Here is a 19,195-nt window from a genome sequence, read left to right as displayed (position 1 = left end):
ATAATTGGATATTTTGCTTTGTTATTTTTAATGATTGCTATTTTTTGCCGATTATCAGTGTTGCTTGCTTCAAAATGTCATTTTCCATTTCTAATTGTTTAACTTTTTTACGTAATTGAATTAATTCGTTTTCTTCTGGCGTTCTATTTTCTTTAGCTTTAAATGATCCCGAGTTGCTAAATTGGTGAGCTCATTTCCAAACAGTAGATTTACCAATTTGATAATCATTGACTAATTGTTCGGGAGTTTGACCCATTTTGTAAAGACTAACAATTTGTTGCTTAAATTCATCAGTATAATGATTCTTTGCCATAATTACACCTCCATTGTAGTTTAATTATAAATATTTACTCTACATTATTGTTGTCCAATTTATCTTAACCCATCCACTTCAATATTATCTAATAATGTATTATTAATTTTTTCTTCTAAAGTTTTAATAATTTTATTATTTTTACTAGTATTAAGCTTATTACCATTAAATGTATTACAAGCAATTAAAGATGTTGTACTTATTGTTGACGAACCAAATATCCCTAAAATAGTTAATATTTTTTTCATATTTTAATACTTATTTTTCCTTTCTTTCTTGAATTTTCACATAATGCAACTGCTTATTTTATTTATAAATTTTTTTAAGAAAAAACAAGAGTATTTTTTTAATAAATTTCTTTTTTCTTAACATTAAAAAGATATCTTACAAGATCTTTTCTTATAATTTATATATTAAAACCTAAGACCCTATTCTTTTTATTGATAGTTTATTAAAAATAAAAATAAAACTTAAAAATAACATTCCAATGATAATACTATAAATAATTATATAAGTTAATATATTTGTATAAAAAGTAATTATTACTGGAATAATAATAATACCTAACAATAAGCTAAAGATAGCATGACCGAAGACATGTTCAATCATTAGACCTAAGGTTAAATGCTCAGTTCCAACTAAATTAATTATATTTATTTTTTGAATACGACTTAAATGTCCAAGACAACATCCCATTAAGATTTGACTTCCACCTAAACCAATTGTTAAATATAAAATATGCGATAATTTGGTTTGAAAGGGGAAGAAGGCAATTGTTAATCCTAATAATAATGCGATGGCAATTATAGCAATAATTGTATTACAAATAATTTGGTGCTTAATATTATTATTGTTTATTTTTAGTAAATATCCAAATAAATAAATTATTTTTCGAATAACATATAAACTACCTATCACTATAATCATAATTGCGGTGTTATTAAAAATTAAAATAGGAAGAATGTAGCCAAATAATTCATTAATACTGTATAAAAAACTTGATGAATATAAATAACTTCAAAATTGTTTATTTTTTTGAAGTACTTTTCAACTATTGGGATTAATTTTAAAAGTAATTTCTTCTGTTTGGATATCATGGTTTAAAAAAATTAAACTAAAGTTACTTAATGCCAATAGACTAAAGTATCCTTGTAAGGAAATTTTAGCTGTTAATTCTGTTAAAAAGTATTGTATTAAAAAAGGAATTATAATTGTAACAACACTTCCTAAAATAAAATAAAGACTAGGGTTTGTTTTTAACTGATGTTCACGAGTATAACTACGGATAATTTCCATTGAAAAAGGAACCATTCCAGCAACAAACATTCCTGTACAAAAAAGCAGTAAGGGATAAAAAAAAATAATTAAATTATTATCAAAAAAATTAACAGTCATTAATAACGAAAGAAAAATAAAAAGAAAAAAACTATTAATTTGAAGTATAAAAGTATTACTCTTTTTCTTTTTAACTTTAGCCCATAGTGGGGTAAAAAAGAATATTGCAGTTGGAACTAATAAGAAGAATCAAATTTTTGTTAAACCAAATTTATCAAAAATTGTAAACGGAATAAATGAAAATAGTGCACCCATCAAGATTCCCTGAGTAATCATTATTATTTTTCAATTTCGTAATTTATTTGTCATTTTTATTATCACATCCTTTGCTTTATGGTATTTATCAGATTATTGCTTTTTATTGCAGGGTTTAAAAAAATCTTTTCTTTTTTAACTTACTTTTTTAAAAAATTAGAGGACGTTATCACAACTTTTAAATAAATATTTAACCATTCAAGATACTAGAGTGCACCCATTTTAGTAAGTACTAATAAAAAGTATTTACTATTTTTTAATTATATCTTTTTCTTTACGATTTGAATATCATGTATTTCATTTTATAACATCTTGTATATATTCTTCATGTGAATTATATATTTTATTGGAATGGCAACACTTTTTAGGACACTTTTTATATAGACATTTGTTTTCTAAGTTGAATAGGATATAATTATTAGGACCATAATTATATAGACTTCAAAATTAAAATGGATAGGCTACAATTATTAGGACCATAATTATATAGACTTCAAAATTAGATAAAATTATTAAGAAAGAAGGAATATAAAATGGGAAATAAAACTTCATACTCTGAAGAATTTAAAAAACAAATTGTCATGCTATATAAAAATGGTAAAAGTGTTATTAATCTAGGGCAAGAATATAATTTGCCAAAACCAACTATTTATAGTTGAGTTAAAAATTATAATAATTCTGGTTCATTTAAAGCAAAAGACAATCGCACACTAGAAGAAAATGAAATAATAACTTTACGAAAAGAACTTAAAGACTTGAAAATGGAAAATGACATTTTAAAGCAAGCCGCACTGATAATGGCCAAAAAATAACAATAATTAATAACAACAAAACAAAATATTCAGTAAGAAAAATATGTAAGATTTTGGGTTTATCAAAATCAACGTATTATTATCAAACTAATAAATGTATTAACAAGCAAGTTAATAATTATGAACAAGAAATTATCAGTGCCTTTAATAAAAGTCGCAAAATTTATGGGGCTCGCAAAATTAAAGTTATTTTAAACAGAAAAGATATCATCTTATCGCGGCGAAAAATCAGATTATTTATGATCAAAAATAATTTGGTTTCTAAATACACCAAATTAAAATATCACAATCATAAAACAACAGTCAATAATGACCAAATTAATAATATTTTAAATCGTCAATTTAACAACAAAAAACCTAATGAAGTTATTGTTAGTGATTTAACATATGTTCAAGTTGGTGCTAAATGACATTATATTTGTTTATTAATTGACTTGTTTAATCGTGAAATAATTGGTTATAGTGATGGGCCGAATAAAACAGCCGAACTGGTCCAACAAGCTTTTCATAAAATAACACGACCATTAAATCAAATAACTCTATTTCATACTGATCGTGGTAATGAGTTTAAAAATAAAATCATTGATGAAATTTTAATAACTTTTAATATTAAAAGATCATTAAGCAATAAAGGCTGCCCTTATGATAATGCTGTGGCTGAAACAACTTACAAAACTTTTAAAAATGAATTTATTAAGGGTAAAAAATTTAAAAATTTAACACAATTAAAATACGAACTTTTTGATTTTGTGCATTGATATAACAATATTCGAATTCATGGCAGTTTAAATTATTTATCTCCAGTTACTTTTAGAAAACAAATGTCTATATAAAAAGTGTCCTAAAAAGTGTTGCCATTCCATATTTTTTTTATTTCATCAAGAGTTTTCTACAAAATTAAAACAAATTATTAAGTTCTTTCTTTTAATTCATTGTACAATGATATTATGAGTATTAATTCATTAGTGTATAAAAAGGAGATAAATAAAATGAAAAAATCAATTGATACAATCAAAATGTTGGGAATTGAAGCAATTAATAAAGCAAATTCAGGCCATCCAGGAATTGTTCTTGGTGCTGCGCCAATGGCATATACTTTATTCACAAGACACTTAGTTGTTAACCCACAAGTGGATAAATGAACAAATCGTGATCGTTTTGTTTTAGCAGCAGGACATGGTAGTGCTTTATTATATTCGTTATTGCATTTATCAGGATTTGATTTTAATATTGATGATTTACGAAATTTTCGTCAAGTTGATTCAATTACGCCTGGTCATCCGGAATCACATTTAACGCCAGGAGTGGATGTTACAACGGGTCCTCTTGGCCAAGGACTTGCAGCAGCAGTTGGTTTAGCATTGGCAGAAACTCATTTAGCAGCAAGATACAATACCAATAAATATTCTCTGTATGATCATTATACTTATGTTTTATGTGGTGATGGTGATTTACAAGAAGGAGTTACACAAGAAGCAATATCTTTAGCAGGACATTGAAAACTAAATAAATTAATTGTATTATTTGATTCAAATGATGTGCAATTAGATAATATGGTTAATGTTGCACAAAGTGAAAACATTGCTGATCGTTTTAAAGCGGCAAATTGAAATTATCTTTTTGTCAAAGATGGTAATGATATTGAAGCAATTGATCAAGCTATTATAAAAGCAAAAAAAAGTGATAAACCAACATTAATCGAAGTAAAAACAATAATTGGTGATGGGGCAACGAAACAAGGAACACCAGCAGTACATGGCGCGCCGTTAGGAAGCGATATTGAAACAGTTCGTAAAATTTTAAAATGAGATTATAAACCATTTGAAGTTCCTAGTGAAGTTTATAAGGATTTTAAAATCAATGTTAAACAACGAGGAATTAAAAAATATCAGGAATGATTAGAAATGTATCAAGGTCTTTGCAAAGAAAATTCTACTTTAGCAAAAGAACTTGATGATGCAGTTTATGGTAATTTTAATTTTAATCCACAAGATTTTCGTGATTTAAAACCAATTAAGCCACAAGCAACACGAATTAGTAGCGGGGCAATCCTTGATCGTCTTTCTAATATTATTCCAACTTTAATTGGCGGTAGTGCTGATTTAAGTGGTAGTACAAAAGCAAAAGGAGCTGATGGTGTTTATAGTCCTGAAAATCGATTAGGTCGTAATTTAACTTATGGGGTTCGAGAATTTGCAATGGCAGCCATTAATAATGGAATTTGTTTACACCGTGGATTAATTCCTTTTGCGAGTGGTTTCTTTGTTTTTGCTGATTATATGAAGCCAGCTATTCGATTAAGTTCATTAATGGAAATTCAAGCTATTTATATTTTATCGCATGATTCAATTGCTGTTGGTGAAGATGGTCCAACACACCAACCAATTGAACAATTAGCAATGTTACGTAGTCAGCCAAACTTAAATGTTTTTCGTCCAGCTGATTTTAATGAAACATTAGGAGCTTATTATATCGCTTTACAGTCAAAACATACTCCAAGTGTTATTTTAATTACGCGACAAGATTTACCAGAATTAGAACATTCAAATGTTGAGGCGGTGAAAAAAGGAGCTTATCAAGTTTATGGAAAAGAAGATAATAATCATGTTGTATTGTTAGCAACTGGTAGTGAAGTCAGCATAGCAATTGCTGTTGCAAACAAATTAGAACATGATAAAAAAATTAAAGTAAAAGTAGTATCAATGCCTTGTTGAGAATTATTTGAGCAGCAAGATGATGCCTATAAACAAAAATTGTTAGAACCAACAGCTTTAATTGCGTCAATCGAATTAGGAGCAACCTTTGGTTGAAAACATTATACTTCAAATAATGGTTTAAATTTTGGAATTAACACCTTTGGTCAATCAGGACCATTTCAAGATGTTTTAGAATATTTTGGTTTTAATGTAGAAAACATTGTTAATGCTATTAATAAAAAAATGCAATCATCATAAAAATGATAATTGAATTTTTTTATTGTTATCTTTTTTAATTATCATATTTTAAATAACGTTGTCAAAAAATGGGAGCTAAACTACGCAAAATAAAAGGAACGACAATTTGGATAATTGGATATGTAAAAAGAAAACTATGAATAAAGTTATAAACAATGGCATATAATCAATTACTATAACCTGGTCAAACTGAATCAGGGAATAAAGTTGTTCAAATTAAAACACCAACTAATACTTGTGAGAAGTAAATAAGAGTAATAATACTAAAACAAATAATAATATAATTAACATAAGTAATATATTTTTTGTCATTATTAACTTTAAAACGCATAAAACCCGTAATTGTTGGAATAATCATTGGAACAAAATAATCTAATAAATATGATCATGGTGAAACAATAAAATTTGAAGCAATAAATAGCAATGACATCAGTGCACTAATACTCCCAGTTATAAAACCAGCGATTGCTGAATGTAAAAAAGCAATAACGATAAGTGGAAGATATTTTAAACCAATGCCACCACCATATGGTAAGTTAGGCAATAATGTTTCTAAATATGCTAAAACTAAGGTTACTGCTGCAAACACCGCAATAATAACAATATCAAATGTTTTTCATTTTCAAATTCCTAAATTAATTAAAAATCGTTTTCGTTTCGTAGTATTAGTAAATAATAAATCACTAACCTTTATTTCATAACTATAAATAATAATATTACTAATTAAATTAAGAAAATTCAAACTAATAATATTTAAAATAATAAACTGAAACTTACAATTAATATATTCTTCATAATTTGTTAATCAAACACTTATTGCAGATATGATACTAAATATTAAACCAAGTCCACAAATCGTTAAACAAAAAACTCATATATTTTTAAAATATTGGTCATTATTTAAATGAAATAATTTACTTAATCTTGATAGTGGTAAAATACTAAGCGTTATTAAAATACCAAGGTATAAACTTATGACAATAAAAATAGTTTCTTTATTGTATCATAAAATAATGTTTTGTTGGTTTAACTTAACCTTAAAAGATGGGATTGTAACCATATAAAAAATCTCCTTACACAAATAATTTTGTAATTAACTTCTGTGAAAGTGAGCATCAAATTAAATTTATTAAATTAAATAAATAACGAATTTGAACTCCCTACGCTAGCGTTAACTAGATCAGGTTCTAAGAGTATTTCTCAAACTTATGTTTTATAAGCTACCTCTGTCAATTACAATATTATCTTAACATTGTTGGAAAAAACTGCAAGAAATTTTTTTAATTTTGTAGAAAACTCTTGATGAAATAAAAAAAATCATCAATATGATAACTTTAAAAGAAAATTATATAAACTTTTAATATTGTTATTTAACTTTTTTATACGTTAAAATATAATACCGATGATTGTTGGTTTGGCGTTAAACCTTTATGCTGGTATTTTCATTTTCGGAGATTTAAATAATTTTGAATGTTCGTGAAACCTAAGCCATGATAATGAATTAAGGATTATTTAAGATTTGATTGTAATTTACTAATTTTATTTAACTTCCGATAACTAGCATCAGGATTTGTACTATTTTTAGTTGCTAATAAAATAGAATTTGTTTGTTTTGCTACTAATAAATATAATGGTTGCATGTCAGAAATAATAATTGAATTTTCTTTGATTAATTGTTTATTAATATTTTCAATAATTCACTGTTTTTGTAATCGTTTTGTGTTGGTTGATTTAACATAAATATTATTATTGCTATCAACAGCCATTTGAATACAACATTTAGTGTTGGTTGAAAATGAATCAAGATGAATTTTTCTTTTATCAAATTTATCTTTAAAATTACCTTTGTGGATTTCTTTAATAAATGTTTCATCGATTTTAATTTGGCCATTTAACGTTTTAAATTTTAATTTGGTGTTTTCTAATTGTTTTGATTTCATTATTTTTTGGCGATTATATCAAGCGTTTTTCGGTGATGTTTTAATAAAGCGGGAAATCATTTTACTAGATTGGCCTAATAATGAAATTTGAATCAATAAATTTCACTGTTCATAATTTAAATGACTTCAATACGTAAAATGATCACGAAAAGCATCAAAACTAGCACGAAATTTTTTGCATAAATATTTTTGTTTTCCTCCAGGATTATGACCATTTTTAACACAATGTATCATGTACGATGAAGCGGCAAAAAACAACTCTTGTTAAATAAAAAGGTTGTTTTTTTATTTATAAAACCAAATTATTTATTGTTTCAGAGAAAGGACAGCATCTTAAATTCTTAAAATAGAAACTTTTTATAACAACTTTTTGATACCCTCTTTAAGTTGTTTGCAAATTTATTAAATATCTTAGAAATCTTTACAAAGTGTACCTGTTTTTCTCCAATTTTAAGGTGTTGTCCTTTCTCTGTTTCAGTTAATTAATTTGTTAATAAAAAAACTTAATAAAAGAAAGGAGTAAGTAATAGAAATTAATAAGCAACAAACAATATGTGATGTTAATGATTGTTATAAATTAATATCACTCATTACCGAAGAATTTTTATCAAATAAAATTTTATGAACTTGTGAAAAACACAAAGATTTATTAAATCGGACAAAAGATAAAAAACAAAAGCGGTTTTATAAACGCTTAGAAAATTCAAAAATTATCTTTGATGATAAAAATGGTTATTTTAAACTTTGATTTTATAAAACAACTTAATGCAGTGTGGGACGGTTATTTTAAATAACTAAGTGCTTCCATAAGAACATGAGTTTAAACTCATTCCCACAGCCGGCCGAGGCAAGTGCTGAAATAGTGTATGAGGAAAAATGTAAATCGGCGTTGGTTCATTAGAACTAAGCGATAGTCGTGATAAGTGCAAGGTCAACATCAAACGACAATAAAAAAAGAGATGAATATAGTGCACACATTTTAGCAAGTACTAATAAAAAGTATTTACTATTTTTTAATTATATCTTTTTCTTTACGATTTGAATATCATGTATTTCATTTTATAACATCTTGTATATATTCTTCATGTGAATTATATATTTTATTATGGATTGTAGCTTTCTTAAGTAATGAATGAAAACTTTCTATAACAATATTATCTGCACAGTGGTATTTTTTCCCCATTGAAATTATAATACCGTTAGATAAACATTTATCGTGATAAATAGTGGATGTATATTGATATCCGTGATCTGAGTGAATTATTATTACATTCAGATCTTTTTTTATTAATTTTATTTTATTAATTGCATCATTTAAATTATCCATTACTAATTTGTTGTCATTATATTTAGATCACTTTACATCAACTATTTATTTAGTATATCCATCAATAATTGTTGATTGATAATATCTTTCTCCTTTTCAAATTAAATATGTTACATCAGTATATAGTACTGAAAACCTTGTTTTTATATCATTGAATTTACGTTTAATTAAATCAGGATATTGCAATAAGCTTTTTTCTTTATTATGTTTATACTTTATTTTTATTCTCATTTTTCTTACATATTCAGGTTGTATTTGATTATCACGCATAATTCTTAAAACTTTTTTTGAATTATATTTTATACCATAATCTTCTTTTAAATATTTAGTAATTCTTCGATAAACAAATTGTTTTAAATTTTCTTCATAGACTTTTACAATATCATTTATTGCTTTTTTATCTTTTTTGCTACTGTCATAATTTTTATATTTATTTCAATAACTACGTTTTAACCCTGTTACTTCTAGTAATAATTTTATTGAATATTCACGACAATTTTGTTTAATAAAAGAGACTATTCTTAGTTTGCTTAATTGTAAAAGTCATGGAGCTTTTTTAATAATTAATACCTTGTTTTATAATATTCTAAATTTCTTTTGCCAAAATAAATTTTAGGTCCTTTAGGATTGTTTAATTTTCCTTTTTTATGATTTGTTCATCAAGATTATACTGTATTTGCATTTATATTATATTGTTTTGCTACTATTCAACAACTTTTTTGTTTAATTTCCTCAATGATTTTTGTTCTAAATTCTGATGTATATTTGTTATATTTTTGTCCTTTTTTTGCCATATAAAAATGCACCCCCTATAAAAATTTAACAAAATCTTTTTTTATTTTACTTACTTTTTGGGGTGCAGTCTTGAACACTTTATAAATAAATTTGCGATAGATTTGTCCCATCGAGGATGGCGGCGGTTTAAAAACCACAAAGCCAGCACTAGGCTCTTCAAGGTGCAAGTGAATTTATTTTAAAAACTGAACGTTTTAACCTGAAATGGTGCGGATGAAGAGAGAGAATTCTCTGGCTTTACCTTATAAAAACAACTGTCGATTATTAAACAAACAACATCATACCGCCATCGATCACCCCCGGCGAAACGGATGGCGTAGTAAATAAATAGATAAATACTTATATAACCAATCTTCGCTTTGGCACTTTCACTCGGGAGTGAGTGCCAGCGATTTAAAAACTAGGAGGAATTAAAAAATGATATGTAATAAAGCATTAAAAATTACTAATAAAGATATTATTTATGCACAAATTAATCGTTATTATTTAGATAATTGAGAATTAAATTTATATCTTAAATTTGGTAATGAAGAACGACATGTTGGTAGTAGACGTAGACTTTGACTTAAATTGCAAATGATATGAAATTGATGGGATTAAAGATTTAATTAGTGATTATTTAGAAGATGAAGAAGCAGATTACGAGGTAATAAATTATGAATAAAAGATATTTATTAGTAATGAAAGATAAATATAGCTTAAATACTATATATTTTTATACACTTGATGAAGCAAGAATTTATTCTGAAAATTTAAATTATTGTAAAACAACTATTATTGATTTAGAAGACGAAAATATTAAATGACAAGGATGTGAATAATATGTGAAAAGATGAAGATGGCAATGTTTATACCGAAGAAGAATTATTTAATGAAGCACTTGAAGAATGTCATTCAGAAGATAGTGCTTATGAGTATATTGATACATTAATTATGGAAAATAATTTGGAGGAAATTTAATTATGGCAGATTTAAAGTTAAATAATGAAGTTAAAAAATATTACTTATCCGTTTTATTTAAAAGGAAATGATTTTAAAGAATTAAGTTTAAAAGCATTAACAATTAAAAAATGAATTGATGAAAATGGGCAAGAATTAGCAGAATTTATATATTGACAACAAGCTTGATTAATAAATGGAGAATATAAATCACAATCACTAAAAGATTTAAAATTAATAGTTTCAAAAATTGATTATGTTTTTAGAGAACCATTAGAATTAATAAAAATTTTTAAAGATGAATTAAATTTTATTAGAAAAGATATTTTAAATTTAGAAAATAATATTAAGAATAATCATGATTCTTTAAAAAATAGTGTAATTAATATTCAATTTCAAAAACAAAATGAAATTATTGAAACTCATAAAAAAGAACAATTTTTAGAAATTAAAAGTGTAGCAAAACAAGAGCAATAATTAAAAATTATTACTAGTAATTTTCGTAAAGATAAATTATTAATTAAAGATATTGAAGTTATTGGTATTAATGATGATTTTTTACAAAATGATGGTAAATTAGAACTTATTAATCTTATTAAAAACTATTTAATTGTTGATGAACAAATTGTTAAAAATGAAATTAAAGAATAATGAGATAGTAATAAAGATATTAATTTAATTGGTATTAAAGGTATTAATTTTAAAATAAATAAAGGAGAAAAATAATATGGCAAATATAGTATAATTTTTAAGAACAGATAAGGCAAATGATTGAATAAAAAGTAAATTTTCAAATGAAAATGAAATTGCAAGATTTAAAAGTAATATTGTAGCAATATCAAATAGTAATGAATTATTACAAAAAGCAGACCCAAAAACTATAATGACTGCTTGTTATCAAGGTGTTTTATTAAACTTACCTATGGAAAGATAATTTGGTTATGCTTATGTTGTTCCATATAACACTAAAATAACAAGAAATATTAATGGTCGCGAAATACAAGAATGAATTAATCAAGCTAAATTTCAAATGGGTTATAAAGGTTATATTCAATTAGCACAAAGAAGTGGTCAATATTTAGATATGTCAGTATCAGATGTTAGAACTGGTGAATTAGTAAATTATGATCGATTAAAAGGAACTAGTTTTAATTGAATACAAAATGAAGATGAAAGAGAAAAATTATCAATTATTGGTTATGTAGCATATTTTAAAATGGTTAATGGTTTTGAAAAAACATTATATATGACAAAAGAACAAATGGAAAATCATTTTATTAAATACTCTAAAACTTATGCTAAAAATAAATCATTTTATATTGCTAGTTTTGATGAAATGGCATTAAAAACTGTATTAACATCATTATTAAGAAAATGAGGTATTATGTCTGTTGAATTACAACAAGCATATAAATCAGACCAAGCAGTTATTACAACTAATGATGAAAAGATTTATATTGATAATGATGGCAATTTTGGTAAAAATCAGGGGCAAATGAGCGACAAAACCTTATCAAATAATATAAATAATAATATCATATATAATGAAGAAATAGTATAAACTAATGACAATGTGGTTAAAGAAGAAGATATATCAAATGTAGTACCAGTTAATAGTGAAGATGCTTTTGAATGAGCATAAAAATAGGTATTGACCCATCAGGAACTGGTACTACAGATATTTCATTAATTAATGACAATAAATTAATTGATAAATATGAATATAAAAATAATAACTGAATTACGCAAACCGATATTATTTTAGATGCTTTAAGATTAGATGCAATTATTAATATTGAAGATTGTTTATATACAGCTGCTAATGCTAGTAAAGATAGAGATGATTTATTAAAAGTAATTGGAGCAGTTAAATACAATACAAAGAATGGATAGGCTACAATTATTAGGACCATAATTATATAGACTTCAAAATTAGATAAAATTATTTAGAAAGAAGGAATATAAAAATGGGAAATAAAACTTCATACTCTGAAGAATTTAAAAAACAAATTGTCATGCTATATAAAAATGGTAAAAGTGTTATTAATCTAGGGCAAGAATATAATTTACCAAAACCAACTATTTATAGTTGAGTTAAAAATTATAATAATTCTGGTTCATTTAAAGCAAAAGACAATCGCACACTAGAAGAAAATGAAATAATAACTTTACGAAAATAACTTAAAGACTTGAAAATGGAAAATGACATTTTAAAGCAAGCCGCACTGATAATGGCCAAAAAATAACAATAATTAATAACAACAAAACAAAATATTCAGTAAGAAAAATATGTAAGATTTTGGGTTTATCAAAATCAACGTATTATTATCAAACTAATAAATGTATTAACAAGCAAGTTAATAATTATGAACAAGAAATTATCAGTGCCTTTAATAAAAGCCGCAAAATTTATGGGGCTCGCAAAATTAAAGTTATTTTAAACAGAAAAGATATCATCTTATCGCGGCAAAAAATCAGATTATTTATGATCAAAAATAATTTGGTTTCTAAATACACCAAATTAAAATATCATAATCATAAAACAACAGTCAATAATGACCAAATTAATAATATTTTAAATCGTCAATTTAACAACAAAAAACCTAATGAAGTTATTGTTAGTGATTTAACATATGTTCAAGTTGGAACTAAATGACATTATATTTGTTTATTAATTGACTTTTTTAATCTTGAAATAATTGGTTATAGTGATGGGCCGAATAAAACAGCCGAACTGGTCCAACAAGCTTTTCATAAAATAACACGACCATTAAATCAAATAACTCTATTTCATACTGATCGTGGTAATGAGTTTAAAAATAAAATCATTGATGAAATTTTAATAACTTTTAATATTAAAAGATCATTAAGCAATAAAGGCTGCCCTTATGATAATGCTGTGGCTGAAACAACTTACAAAACTTTTAAAAATGAATTTATTAAGGGTAAAAAATTTAAAAATTTAACACAATTAAAATACGAACTTTTTGATTTTGTGCATTGATATAACAATATTCGAATTCATGGCAGTTTAAATTATTTATCTCCAGTTACTTTTAGAAAACAAATGTCTATATAAAAAGTGTCCTAAAAAGTGTTGCCATTCCAGAAAGCAATCAATATTAACTGAGTATCACCAAAACATACTAAATCAGTTGTTAATAATATTTAAAATTTAAGTAAATATAATGATAGTTGTTTATGAGAATTTGAAAAAGATGTTAATTTAACTTATCAATATGGTAAAGGTTGAAAATATAATAATGAAAAAATAAGTAATCATTTACGAGATGCAATTATTATTGCTAATTATGAGAGGTAATATTATGAAGCAATCATATAATCAAAAAACAGGAAAATATTATTCTTTTAAAATTCGGAATGTTAATATTTACTTAAATGAAAATGAAGAACAAGTTTGAAATGAATTAAATTTTGATACTTATTCTCAAAAAATAGAATATCTTATTAATTATTATATTGTAAATAATAAAGGAGATGACAAAAATGAGTAATAATTATATTTTATGTTATCGTTCAGAACAAGGTAATCGGCCTTGTAAAACTCAGCTTGATGAATATATAACTGGTATTGATCCCAAAGATGTAGATTTAAATTCACTATGAAATTGAGAGTATTTAATTAAAACATATGGCGAAAAGAATTTAATTATATTAAAAACAAATAAAAAATAACCTTAATTGTGGTTATTTTTTTAAATACTATTTGTTAGTTTTCTAATAGCGTCTTTTTGTGATTGTTTTTTATCATTTACTTTAACTTGTTTTTTAACATTTTTAATTTGACCTGTTTTTAATGCTAATTCTGTTGCATAATCGGGTCCTCATAAATGTTTTTCATGAGCAATAACAGCAGTTCTTAATTATCTAATTTCTGCTTTATATTTTTTAATTTTTTTAGCAGATAAGCCTAGAATACCAAGACTACCCATTCCGCAAGCACCTGCTAAAACAAGTAAAGTAATCATTAATGTATTATTTAACATTTTTTTATTTCCCTTCTTACCCTTACTCAAACAGTGGCCATCCATTTTTTCAGAACAAAATAATTTATAAATTAAACTATATAACCACCCAAAAATATCAACCACCCCCCCTATATATAGTTTATTTTAAATTTAATTCCTTGTTATTTTCTTCTGTTATACCATCTAATCTATTTCATTTTTTTGCTATTATTGGTTGAATAACACGCGGATTAATTCGACAATATCTAAACAATGTCTTAAATGGTCTTTTTTTCATTTTGATTTATCAATTCAAATAATAATTAAAGAAATTATTAAAGTAATTAAAGGTAATATTGTAAATACTAATCCCATTTTAGATATTTTTAATCGTGGAATATCAATTTTCATATCTACTTTGGGTTTACTACTGGCTACAAACATACCTTGAATTCCATGAGTAAATAAAGGTGTTAATAATATTGCAATGCCATTACCTCAATATTGTCCATAATTATACCAATTAATATCATCTTTAATTGCATTAATCATTCCATATTCCAATCAACAATTTAATGCTAAAAATATTAATGTATAAAAACTAACTACTCAACTACGAATTTTATATTTTCTTTCTCAATCTCTAATATCTTTATGAGTTCAATTATAAGTTGGAATAGGGTCTTTTTTAAATCAATTTCAAGGTAAGGCACCCTTTAATCAAGTTGTTTTATCTTGTTTCATTAATTAAAAATCCCTTTCTAAATTACTCTTTTTCTTTCAATGTGTAGACCAGTAATTATTCCGTCTGTCCCACCTGTGCGTATATCAAAAATTCCGTCATCGTCTAATTCTACACGATGAGAAAATTTATTTTCTAAATCAAATGATCCAACAGTTATTTTTCCTATAAAATTTTTGTATGTTGATAAATAATAATTATTTTGCATAATTGTTTTAATTCAAATATTGTATTTATAATTTTCTTTATCTCAATCTTGTATTTGATAATCATACCTTGTTTTATCTAAATCACTAGTATCAACAATTTCTCAATCTGAAATATTTGTTTTTCAAACACCGTTTTCTTCATAAATAGTATCATTATCAAACGGAACTATTAATTTAATATATTCGTTATAATCAATTTTAGAAAAATCATCAATAGTTGGATAAGTAATATTTATTGAATTATCTGTTTGTAATCGTTCTTTTAATCAAAATAATAATGTTGGATAAAAAGTTTTTTTACTAATATGTTTATATTCTTCTTCTCGTGGATTAGCATAATTATCTAAACTATAATTATAAGGTCTAGATACTGTTTTACTAGATATAATATCAATTATTTCACCCGCTAATTTTAAAGCATTTTTAACATCACGAGTAATATTTTCATTAGCTTCTGGATCATTAGTTTGTGAATAAGCAACTCCACCTTGTGAAAATGAAGCACTACCAGTTAAATCATTAACTCCTTTTGGTAAATATCAATTAATAACTGCTAATAAACAAGCAGATTGAATATAACTTAATCATTTATCATATTCAATTAAACTAGTATTATCTTTTTTAACTCAGGGAAATAAATCTTTTTTATTTATTTTATCGGAAATTGTTCCACCCGATAATCTATCCATTAATAAACTAGTTTTTAAAATAGCATTGTAAATTAAATTATCATTATAAGCAGATTGCTTACGATCATTAATAGGTTGTCAAAGTTTACTTTTTTTAACATCTTCAACTGTTATAAATAACAAATTACTTAAATTATTTTCCATATAAAACACCCCTTAATTAATTACGATATTTATTTTTTAAATTAGATGGTTTATAACTATTAATATTTATTCGTTTTTTATTAATTTCCTTAATAGATTTATTAACCTTATAAAATTTATTATTAACTGGTGTTTTATATAAATTCTTAATATTTTTAACATCACTTCGGCGTTTTCGATACCATTTTTTATTATTAATTTCACCAGCAAAATTAAAATTAAAATGCCCAATCTTTAAATTATTAATAAACTTTTTAATTTGATTTAATTTTTGAATAGTTGGTAATGTTAATTTAATATTTCCTTTTGGATATTTTTCTTTTATTTCTTTTGGTAATCGTTTTTTAATATAATCTCTTAAATGACTAGGTAATCATTTTATTAATCAATAACGCCAAAATAAGGTTCCTGCATTAGAAACAGCATTACTTAATAATTTTCATATTTCAACTGGAACACCAGGATAAACATAAGGTCCATAAAACTTAGGTTGTTTTGCTGTTTTTGTATATATTAAAATAGTTAAATTACCTGTTAAAGTTAACTTATTTATAATATTAAACATAACACTATCAAGTCAACTACTATTTAAAGGTTGTCAATTAGTATTTAAATAATTTTCATTTTTAAATTGTTCTATATTTTTAATATTATTATCTTTTTCTAATTGACTTAATATTTGTTGTATTTCTTTTTTATGACCTTTTTTAATTAAATCTAAATAAGTAAAGGGATTTAATCACTGATAAATATCTTCAACTTTATTTGTAATTTTATTATATTTACTAGTAATATAATTAATTGGCTTTAATACATTATTTTTAACTTGATTAACTCTATTAATTAAATTAACAAATTTACTTATTAAAGGTTTATTTTCTAAATTAGTTACTAATAAAGTTAAAATTCGTAATATTAATAAATTCATTTTTAAATTTAAACTTCTTTCATTAATTTAATAATTTTATTTTATAATTTATAAAATTTTAAGTTTTCATTTACAAATTAAATTATTTTTTTCACCAGTAAACAACCCTTTACCCTTATTGGTTAAAGTGATTTTTAATGTAAAGGTTGCTGATAAATCTGAACTGGGTAATTTAACTTTTCTACCATCTTGATTGGTAAAAACAATATAATCTAATTCTAAATTGTTAAAATTTATTTGCTGTTTTAATTTTTTAATTAAAGTTAATTTAAATAAATCAATATTTCTATTTGTTTCAAATGCTACATTTTGTAATTTACTAATATCTATTCGCAATGGCGGGTTTACTTCTTTTTTGCCGCAGGCATATATCAATATTCATTCCGTCACTCTGACCAGCAGCGTTATTTTTTTCACGAACAACAATCGATACTTGTTTTGGTGAAGACATATCTCCTGGAGGATTTGGTGTTAAAAGATTAATTTCAAAATCATTTTCAGTTAAGCTATTTTTAATTTTTTTAACTTCAATTAATGTATTGGGAGTTAGCGCCTCTATAACTTCTCTTGTTTGTACTTCTGTTGGTTCTTCTACTTTAAATTCTTTTGGGGCTGGTATTTTTGGTAATATTTTTAAATCTGGTTTTGATGGGTCTGGATTAGGATTAATTTCATAATCAATTGGAACTATAAATGTTTTGTTTAAGTTATCATATGCCTTTTTAATTTCATCTTGTGTTGGTTGTTTTTCTAGAATAATTTTACATGTTTTAGGATATAAAATAGTTGGTGTTGCATATTGCACTTTGCCAATTCATTTCGGGTTAGCAGTATCATTATCTAAAACTTGTTGAATAGTATCCATATTAATTGGATATGCTCAAACTTGTTTATTAATAATTAAACCATTTACATTATTAAAATTATAACCTTTACCGCGGTTAACTTGTCCTTTTGTATATGTTTTTTCTAAATGAAAACTTTTTGATACTGGAATTCCCATTGCTGTATTTTCATATAATTCACCATTAACCATTGCTTTTAATTGCGCTTGTGAACCAATTACTTTTAAATAAGCGGGTGTTAATCCTAAATATGCACGTCGTCCTAAAACCATAAACATTTTATCTGTTGGCAAACCAAAATATAAATTACTAATTTGATTTGTTAATTCAATCAAATTTTCATTCAATGTAAAGAATGCTTTATTTGCATCATCTGCATTTTTTGCTGTATAACTACGAAATGGAATTACTTCATATTGACCATCTGCTAAACAATAATCATAAATAGCCTGAATTAATTCACATTCTAAATTAACAAATTTATTCTGTACAACACTAGAAATAGCATCGGCAATAACACCATTTTTAATATTTTGTTCTATTAATGCTAAATCAAATGCCTCATTCATTAATTTTAAATTAAATCTCTTATCAATAGGAACTGGAATTCTTGTTAATCCCATAGTTTGAGTTGTCCCGCCATTTGGTAAAGTATAATCATTTTGTCATACCACACGATGAGTTAAATTATATAATGCTTGTCCCGCATTTGGTAATCAAGCAACTTGTTCTGCTGTTGCTGTTGCATATTGCATAATACTTGCATATTCGTTATATAAAGGTCCACGCAATAAAGCATTAACCATATCAACATATGCTTTTTGATCTATTGTATTACCTTGTAATGTAAAAGGCACTTGTGGCAAATTAATTGTTGCCATAATATTCACCCCTTATTATCTAAGGTTTTTAAGTGTATAATCAGTTAATTTTTTAATTTCCTCAGGTGTATAGGCACCTTTTTCTTTAATAGTTTCAATTTCATCATTCTTATTTTCAA

Annotated in this window: 24 protein-coding genes, 2 pseudogenes and 1 riboswitch; of the genes and pseudogenes, 11 read left to right on the top strand and 15 right to left on the bottom strand. The window is 24.8% G+C overall.

What is annotated here, in order from left to right; translation table 4 throughout:
• Positions 1 to 37 precede the first annotated feature (37 nt).
• From AAHM76_RS06555 to AAHM76_RS06545, 3 genes are all read right to left on the bottom strand, one after another.
• A complete protein-coding gene (locus tag AAHM76_RS06555) occupies positions 38 to 313 on the bottom strand; it encodes a transposase (protein WP_342255848.1) in 276 nt (91 codons plus the stop codon).
• Positions 314 to 372: 59 nt separating this feature from the next.
• The gene (locus AAHM76_RS06550; RefSeq protein ID WP_342255847.1) at positions 373 to 561 is read right to left on the bottom strand and encodes a hypothetical protein; all 189 of its coding nucleotides are present in this window, start codon (positions 559 to 561) and stop codon (positions 373 to 375) included.
• Positions 562 to 733: 172 nt separating this feature from the next.
• Positions 734 to 1,639: a hypothetical protein gene (locus AAHM76_RS06545; protein ID WP_342255846.1), complete on the bottom strand. Its 906-nt coding sequence runs from the start codon at positions 1,637 to 1,639 to the stop codon at positions 734 to 736.
• A 797-nt stretch (positions 1,640 to 2,436) separates the two neighbouring features.
• Here AAHM76_RS06545 and AAHM76_RS06540 point away from each other — a divergent pair.
• A protein-coding gene (locus AAHM76_RS06540; RefSeq protein WP_342255845.1) for an IS3 family transposase occupies positions 2,437 to 3,548 on the top strand; the annotation gives its coding sequence in 2 pieces (ribosomal slippage) (positions 2,437 to 2,680 and positions 2,680 to 3,548; 1,113 coding nt in all).
• Between the two features lie 156 nt (positions 3,549 to 3,704).
• Positions 3,705 to 5,669: a transketolase gene (gene tkt, locus AAHM76_RS06535; protein WP_342255844.1), complete on the top strand. Its 1,965-nt coding sequence runs from the start codon at positions 3,705 to 3,707 to the stop codon at positions 5,667 to 5,669.
• A 34-nt stretch (positions 5,670 to 5,703) separates the two neighbouring features.
• On the opposite strand, the gene AAHM76_RS06530 is transcribed toward tkt, so the two are convergent.
• The 6 genes and pseudogenes from AAHM76_RS06530 to AAHM76_RS06510 form a co-directional block, all read right to left on the bottom strand.
• Positions 5,704 to 6,411 carry an energy-coupled thiamine transporter ThiT gene (locus AAHM76_RS06530; protein ID WP_342255843.1) on the bottom strand — a complete coding sequence of 236 codons (708 nt, stop codon included), beginning with the start codon at positions 6,409 to 6,411 and terminating at the stop codon, positions 5,704 to 5,706.
• 397 nt (positions 6,412 to 6,808) lie between these two features.
• Positions 6,809 to 6,907: riboswitch (TPP riboswitch) on the bottom strand.
• A gap of 270 nt (positions 6,908 to 7,177) precedes the next feature.
• A complete protein-coding gene (locus AAHM76_RS06525) occupies positions 7,178 to 7,843 on the bottom strand; it encodes a hypothetical protein (RefSeq protein ID WP_342255842.1) in 666 nt (221 codons plus the stop codon).
• 772 nt (positions 7,844 to 8,615) lie between these two features.
• Complete coding sequence (locus AAHM76_RS06520) at positions 8,616 to 8,936, bottom strand: integrase core domain-containing protein (protein ID WP_342255841.1); 321 nt, start codon at positions 8,934 to 8,936, stop codon at positions 8,616 to 8,618.
• A gap of 45 nt (positions 8,937 to 8,981) precedes the next feature.
• Positions 8,982 to 9,206 carry a hypothetical protein gene (locus tag AAHM76_RS06515; RefSeq protein ID WP_342255840.1) on the bottom strand — a complete coding sequence of 75 codons (225 nt, stop codon included), beginning with the start codon at positions 9,204 to 9,206 and terminating at the stop codon, positions 8,982 to 8,984.
• Between the two features lie 21 nt (positions 9,207 to 9,227).
• Positions 9,228 to 9,293, bottom strand: a pseudogene (locus tag AAHM76_RS08655) (hypothetical protein); the annotation flags it as partial.
• A gap of 308 nt (positions 9,294 to 9,601) precedes the next feature.
• A complete protein-coding gene (locus AAHM76_RS06510) occupies positions 9,602 to 9,730 on the bottom strand; it encodes a hypothetical protein (protein WP_342255839.1) in 129 nt (42 codons plus the stop codon).
• A 418-nt stretch (positions 9,731 to 10,148) separates the two neighbouring features.
• Here AAHM76_RS06510 and AAHM76_RS06505 point away from each other — a divergent pair, with 418 nt between their 5' ends.
• The 9 genes and pseudogenes from AAHM76_RS06505 (at position 10,149) to AAHM76_RS06465 (ending at position 14,366) form a co-directional block, all read left to right on the top strand.
• Positions 10,149 to 10,331 carry a hypothetical protein gene (locus tag AAHM76_RS06505; RefSeq protein WP_342255838.1) on the top strand — a complete coding sequence of 61 codons (183 nt, stop codon included), beginning with the start codon at positions 10,149 to 10,151 and terminating at the stop codon, positions 10,329 to 10,331.
• Positions 10,332 to 10,387: 56 nt separating this feature from the next.
• On the top strand, positions 10,388 to 10,552 hold the full coding sequence (locus tag AAHM76_RS06500) for a hypothetical protein (protein WP_342255837.1): 165 nt from the start codon (positions 10,388 to 10,390) through the stop codon (positions 10,550 to 10,552).
• Position 10,553: 1 nt separating this feature from the next.
• Positions 10,554 to 10,691 carry a hypothetical protein gene (locus AAHM76_RS06495; RefSeq protein WP_342255836.1) on the top strand — a complete coding sequence of 46 codons (138 nt, stop codon included), beginning with the start codon at positions 10,554 to 10,556 and terminating at the stop codon, positions 10,689 to 10,691.
• A 24-nt stretch (positions 10,692 to 10,715) separates the two neighbouring features.
• Positions 10,716 to 11,147: a hypothetical protein gene (locus AAHM76_RS06490; RefSeq protein ID WP_342255835.1), complete on the top strand. Its 432-nt coding sequence runs from the start codon at positions 10,716 to 10,718 to the stop codon at positions 11,145 to 11,147.
• Positions 11,148 to 11,640: 493 nt separating this feature from the next.
• A complete protein-coding gene (locus tag AAHM76_RS06485) occupies positions 11,641 to 12,231 on the top strand; it encodes a recombinase RecT (protein ID WP_342256856.1) in 591 nt (196 codons plus the stop codon).
• A 71-nt stretch (positions 12,232 to 12,302) separates the two neighbouring features.
• On the top strand, positions 12,303 to 12,563 hold the full coding sequence (locus AAHM76_RS06480) for a hypothetical protein (RefSeq protein ID WP_342255834.1): 261 nt from the start codon (positions 12,303 to 12,305) through the stop codon (positions 12,561 to 12,563).
• A gap of 74 nt (positions 12,564 to 12,637) precedes the next feature.
• Positions 12,638 to 13,749 (top strand): annotated as a pseudogene (locus AAHM76_RS06475) (IS3 family transposase).
• Between the two features lie 247 nt (positions 13,750 to 13,996).
• On the top strand, positions 13,997 to 14,185 hold the full coding sequence (locus AAHM76_RS06470; RefSeq protein WP_342255833.1) for a hypothetical protein: 189 nt from the start codon (positions 13,997 to 13,999) through the stop codon (positions 14,183 to 14,185).
• Positions 14,169 to 14,366, top strand: coding sequence for a hypothetical protein (locus AAHM76_RS06465; protein WP_342255832.1), 198 nt, complete (start codon positions 14,169 to 14,171; stop codon positions 14,364 to 14,366). Before AAHM76_RS06470 ends, AAHM76_RS06465 begins: the two co-directional genes overlap by 17 nt.
• 188 nt (positions 14,367 to 14,554) lie before the next feature.
• Here AAHM76_RS06465 and AAHM76_RS06460 read toward each other — a convergent pair whose 3' ends face one another.
• From AAHM76_RS06460 to AAHM76_RS06435, 6 genes are all read right to left on the bottom strand, one after another.
• Positions 14,555 to 14,782 carry a hypothetical protein gene (locus AAHM76_RS06460; RefSeq protein ID WP_342255831.1) on the bottom strand — a complete coding sequence of 76 codons (228 nt, stop codon included), beginning with the start codon at positions 14,780 to 14,782 and terminating at the stop codon, positions 14,555 to 14,557.
• 84 nt (positions 14,783 to 14,866) lie between these two features.
• On the bottom strand, positions 14,867 to 15,382 hold the full coding sequence (locus AAHM76_RS06455) for a hypothetical protein (RefSeq protein ID WP_342255830.1): 516 nt from the start codon (positions 15,380 to 15,382) through the stop codon (positions 14,867 to 14,869).
• 17 nt (positions 15,383 to 15,399) lie between these two features.
• Positions 15,400 to 16,422 (bottom strand): hypothetical protein, encoded by a 1,023-nt coding sequence (locus tag AAHM76_RS06450; protein WP_342255829.1) that lies wholly within the window; start codon positions 16,420 to 16,422, stop codon positions 15,400 to 15,402.
• A gap of 16 nt (positions 16,423 to 16,438) precedes the next feature.
• Complete coding sequence (locus AAHM76_RS06445) at positions 16,439 to 17,350, bottom strand: hypothetical protein (protein ID WP_342255828.1); 912 nt, start codon at positions 17,348 to 17,350, stop codon at positions 16,439 to 16,441.
• A gap of 48 nt (positions 17,351 to 17,398) precedes the next feature.
• Positions 17,399 to 17,686, bottom strand: coding sequence for a hypothetical protein (locus tag AAHM76_RS06440; protein ID WP_342255827.1), 288 nt, complete (start codon positions 17,684 to 17,686; stop codon positions 17,399 to 17,401).
• A complete protein-coding gene (locus AAHM76_RS06435) occupies positions 17,670 to 19,076 on the bottom strand; it encodes a hypothetical protein (RefSeq protein ID WP_342255826.1) in 1,407 nt (468 codons plus the stop codon). Before AAHM76_RS06435 ends, AAHM76_RS06440 begins: the two co-directional genes overlap by 17 nt.
• Positions 19,077 to 19,195: the final 119 nt, after the last annotated feature.

The sequence above is a fragment of the Spiroplasma endosymbiont of Poecilobothrus nobilitatus genome (assembly GCF_964030655.1).
Classification (GTDB): Bacteria; Bacillota_I; Bacilli_A; order Mycoplasmatales; family Mycoplasmataceae; genus Spiroplasma.
Note: the sequence above shows the minus strand (reverse complement) of the source record. Positions and strands in the feature narration are given on the sequence as shown.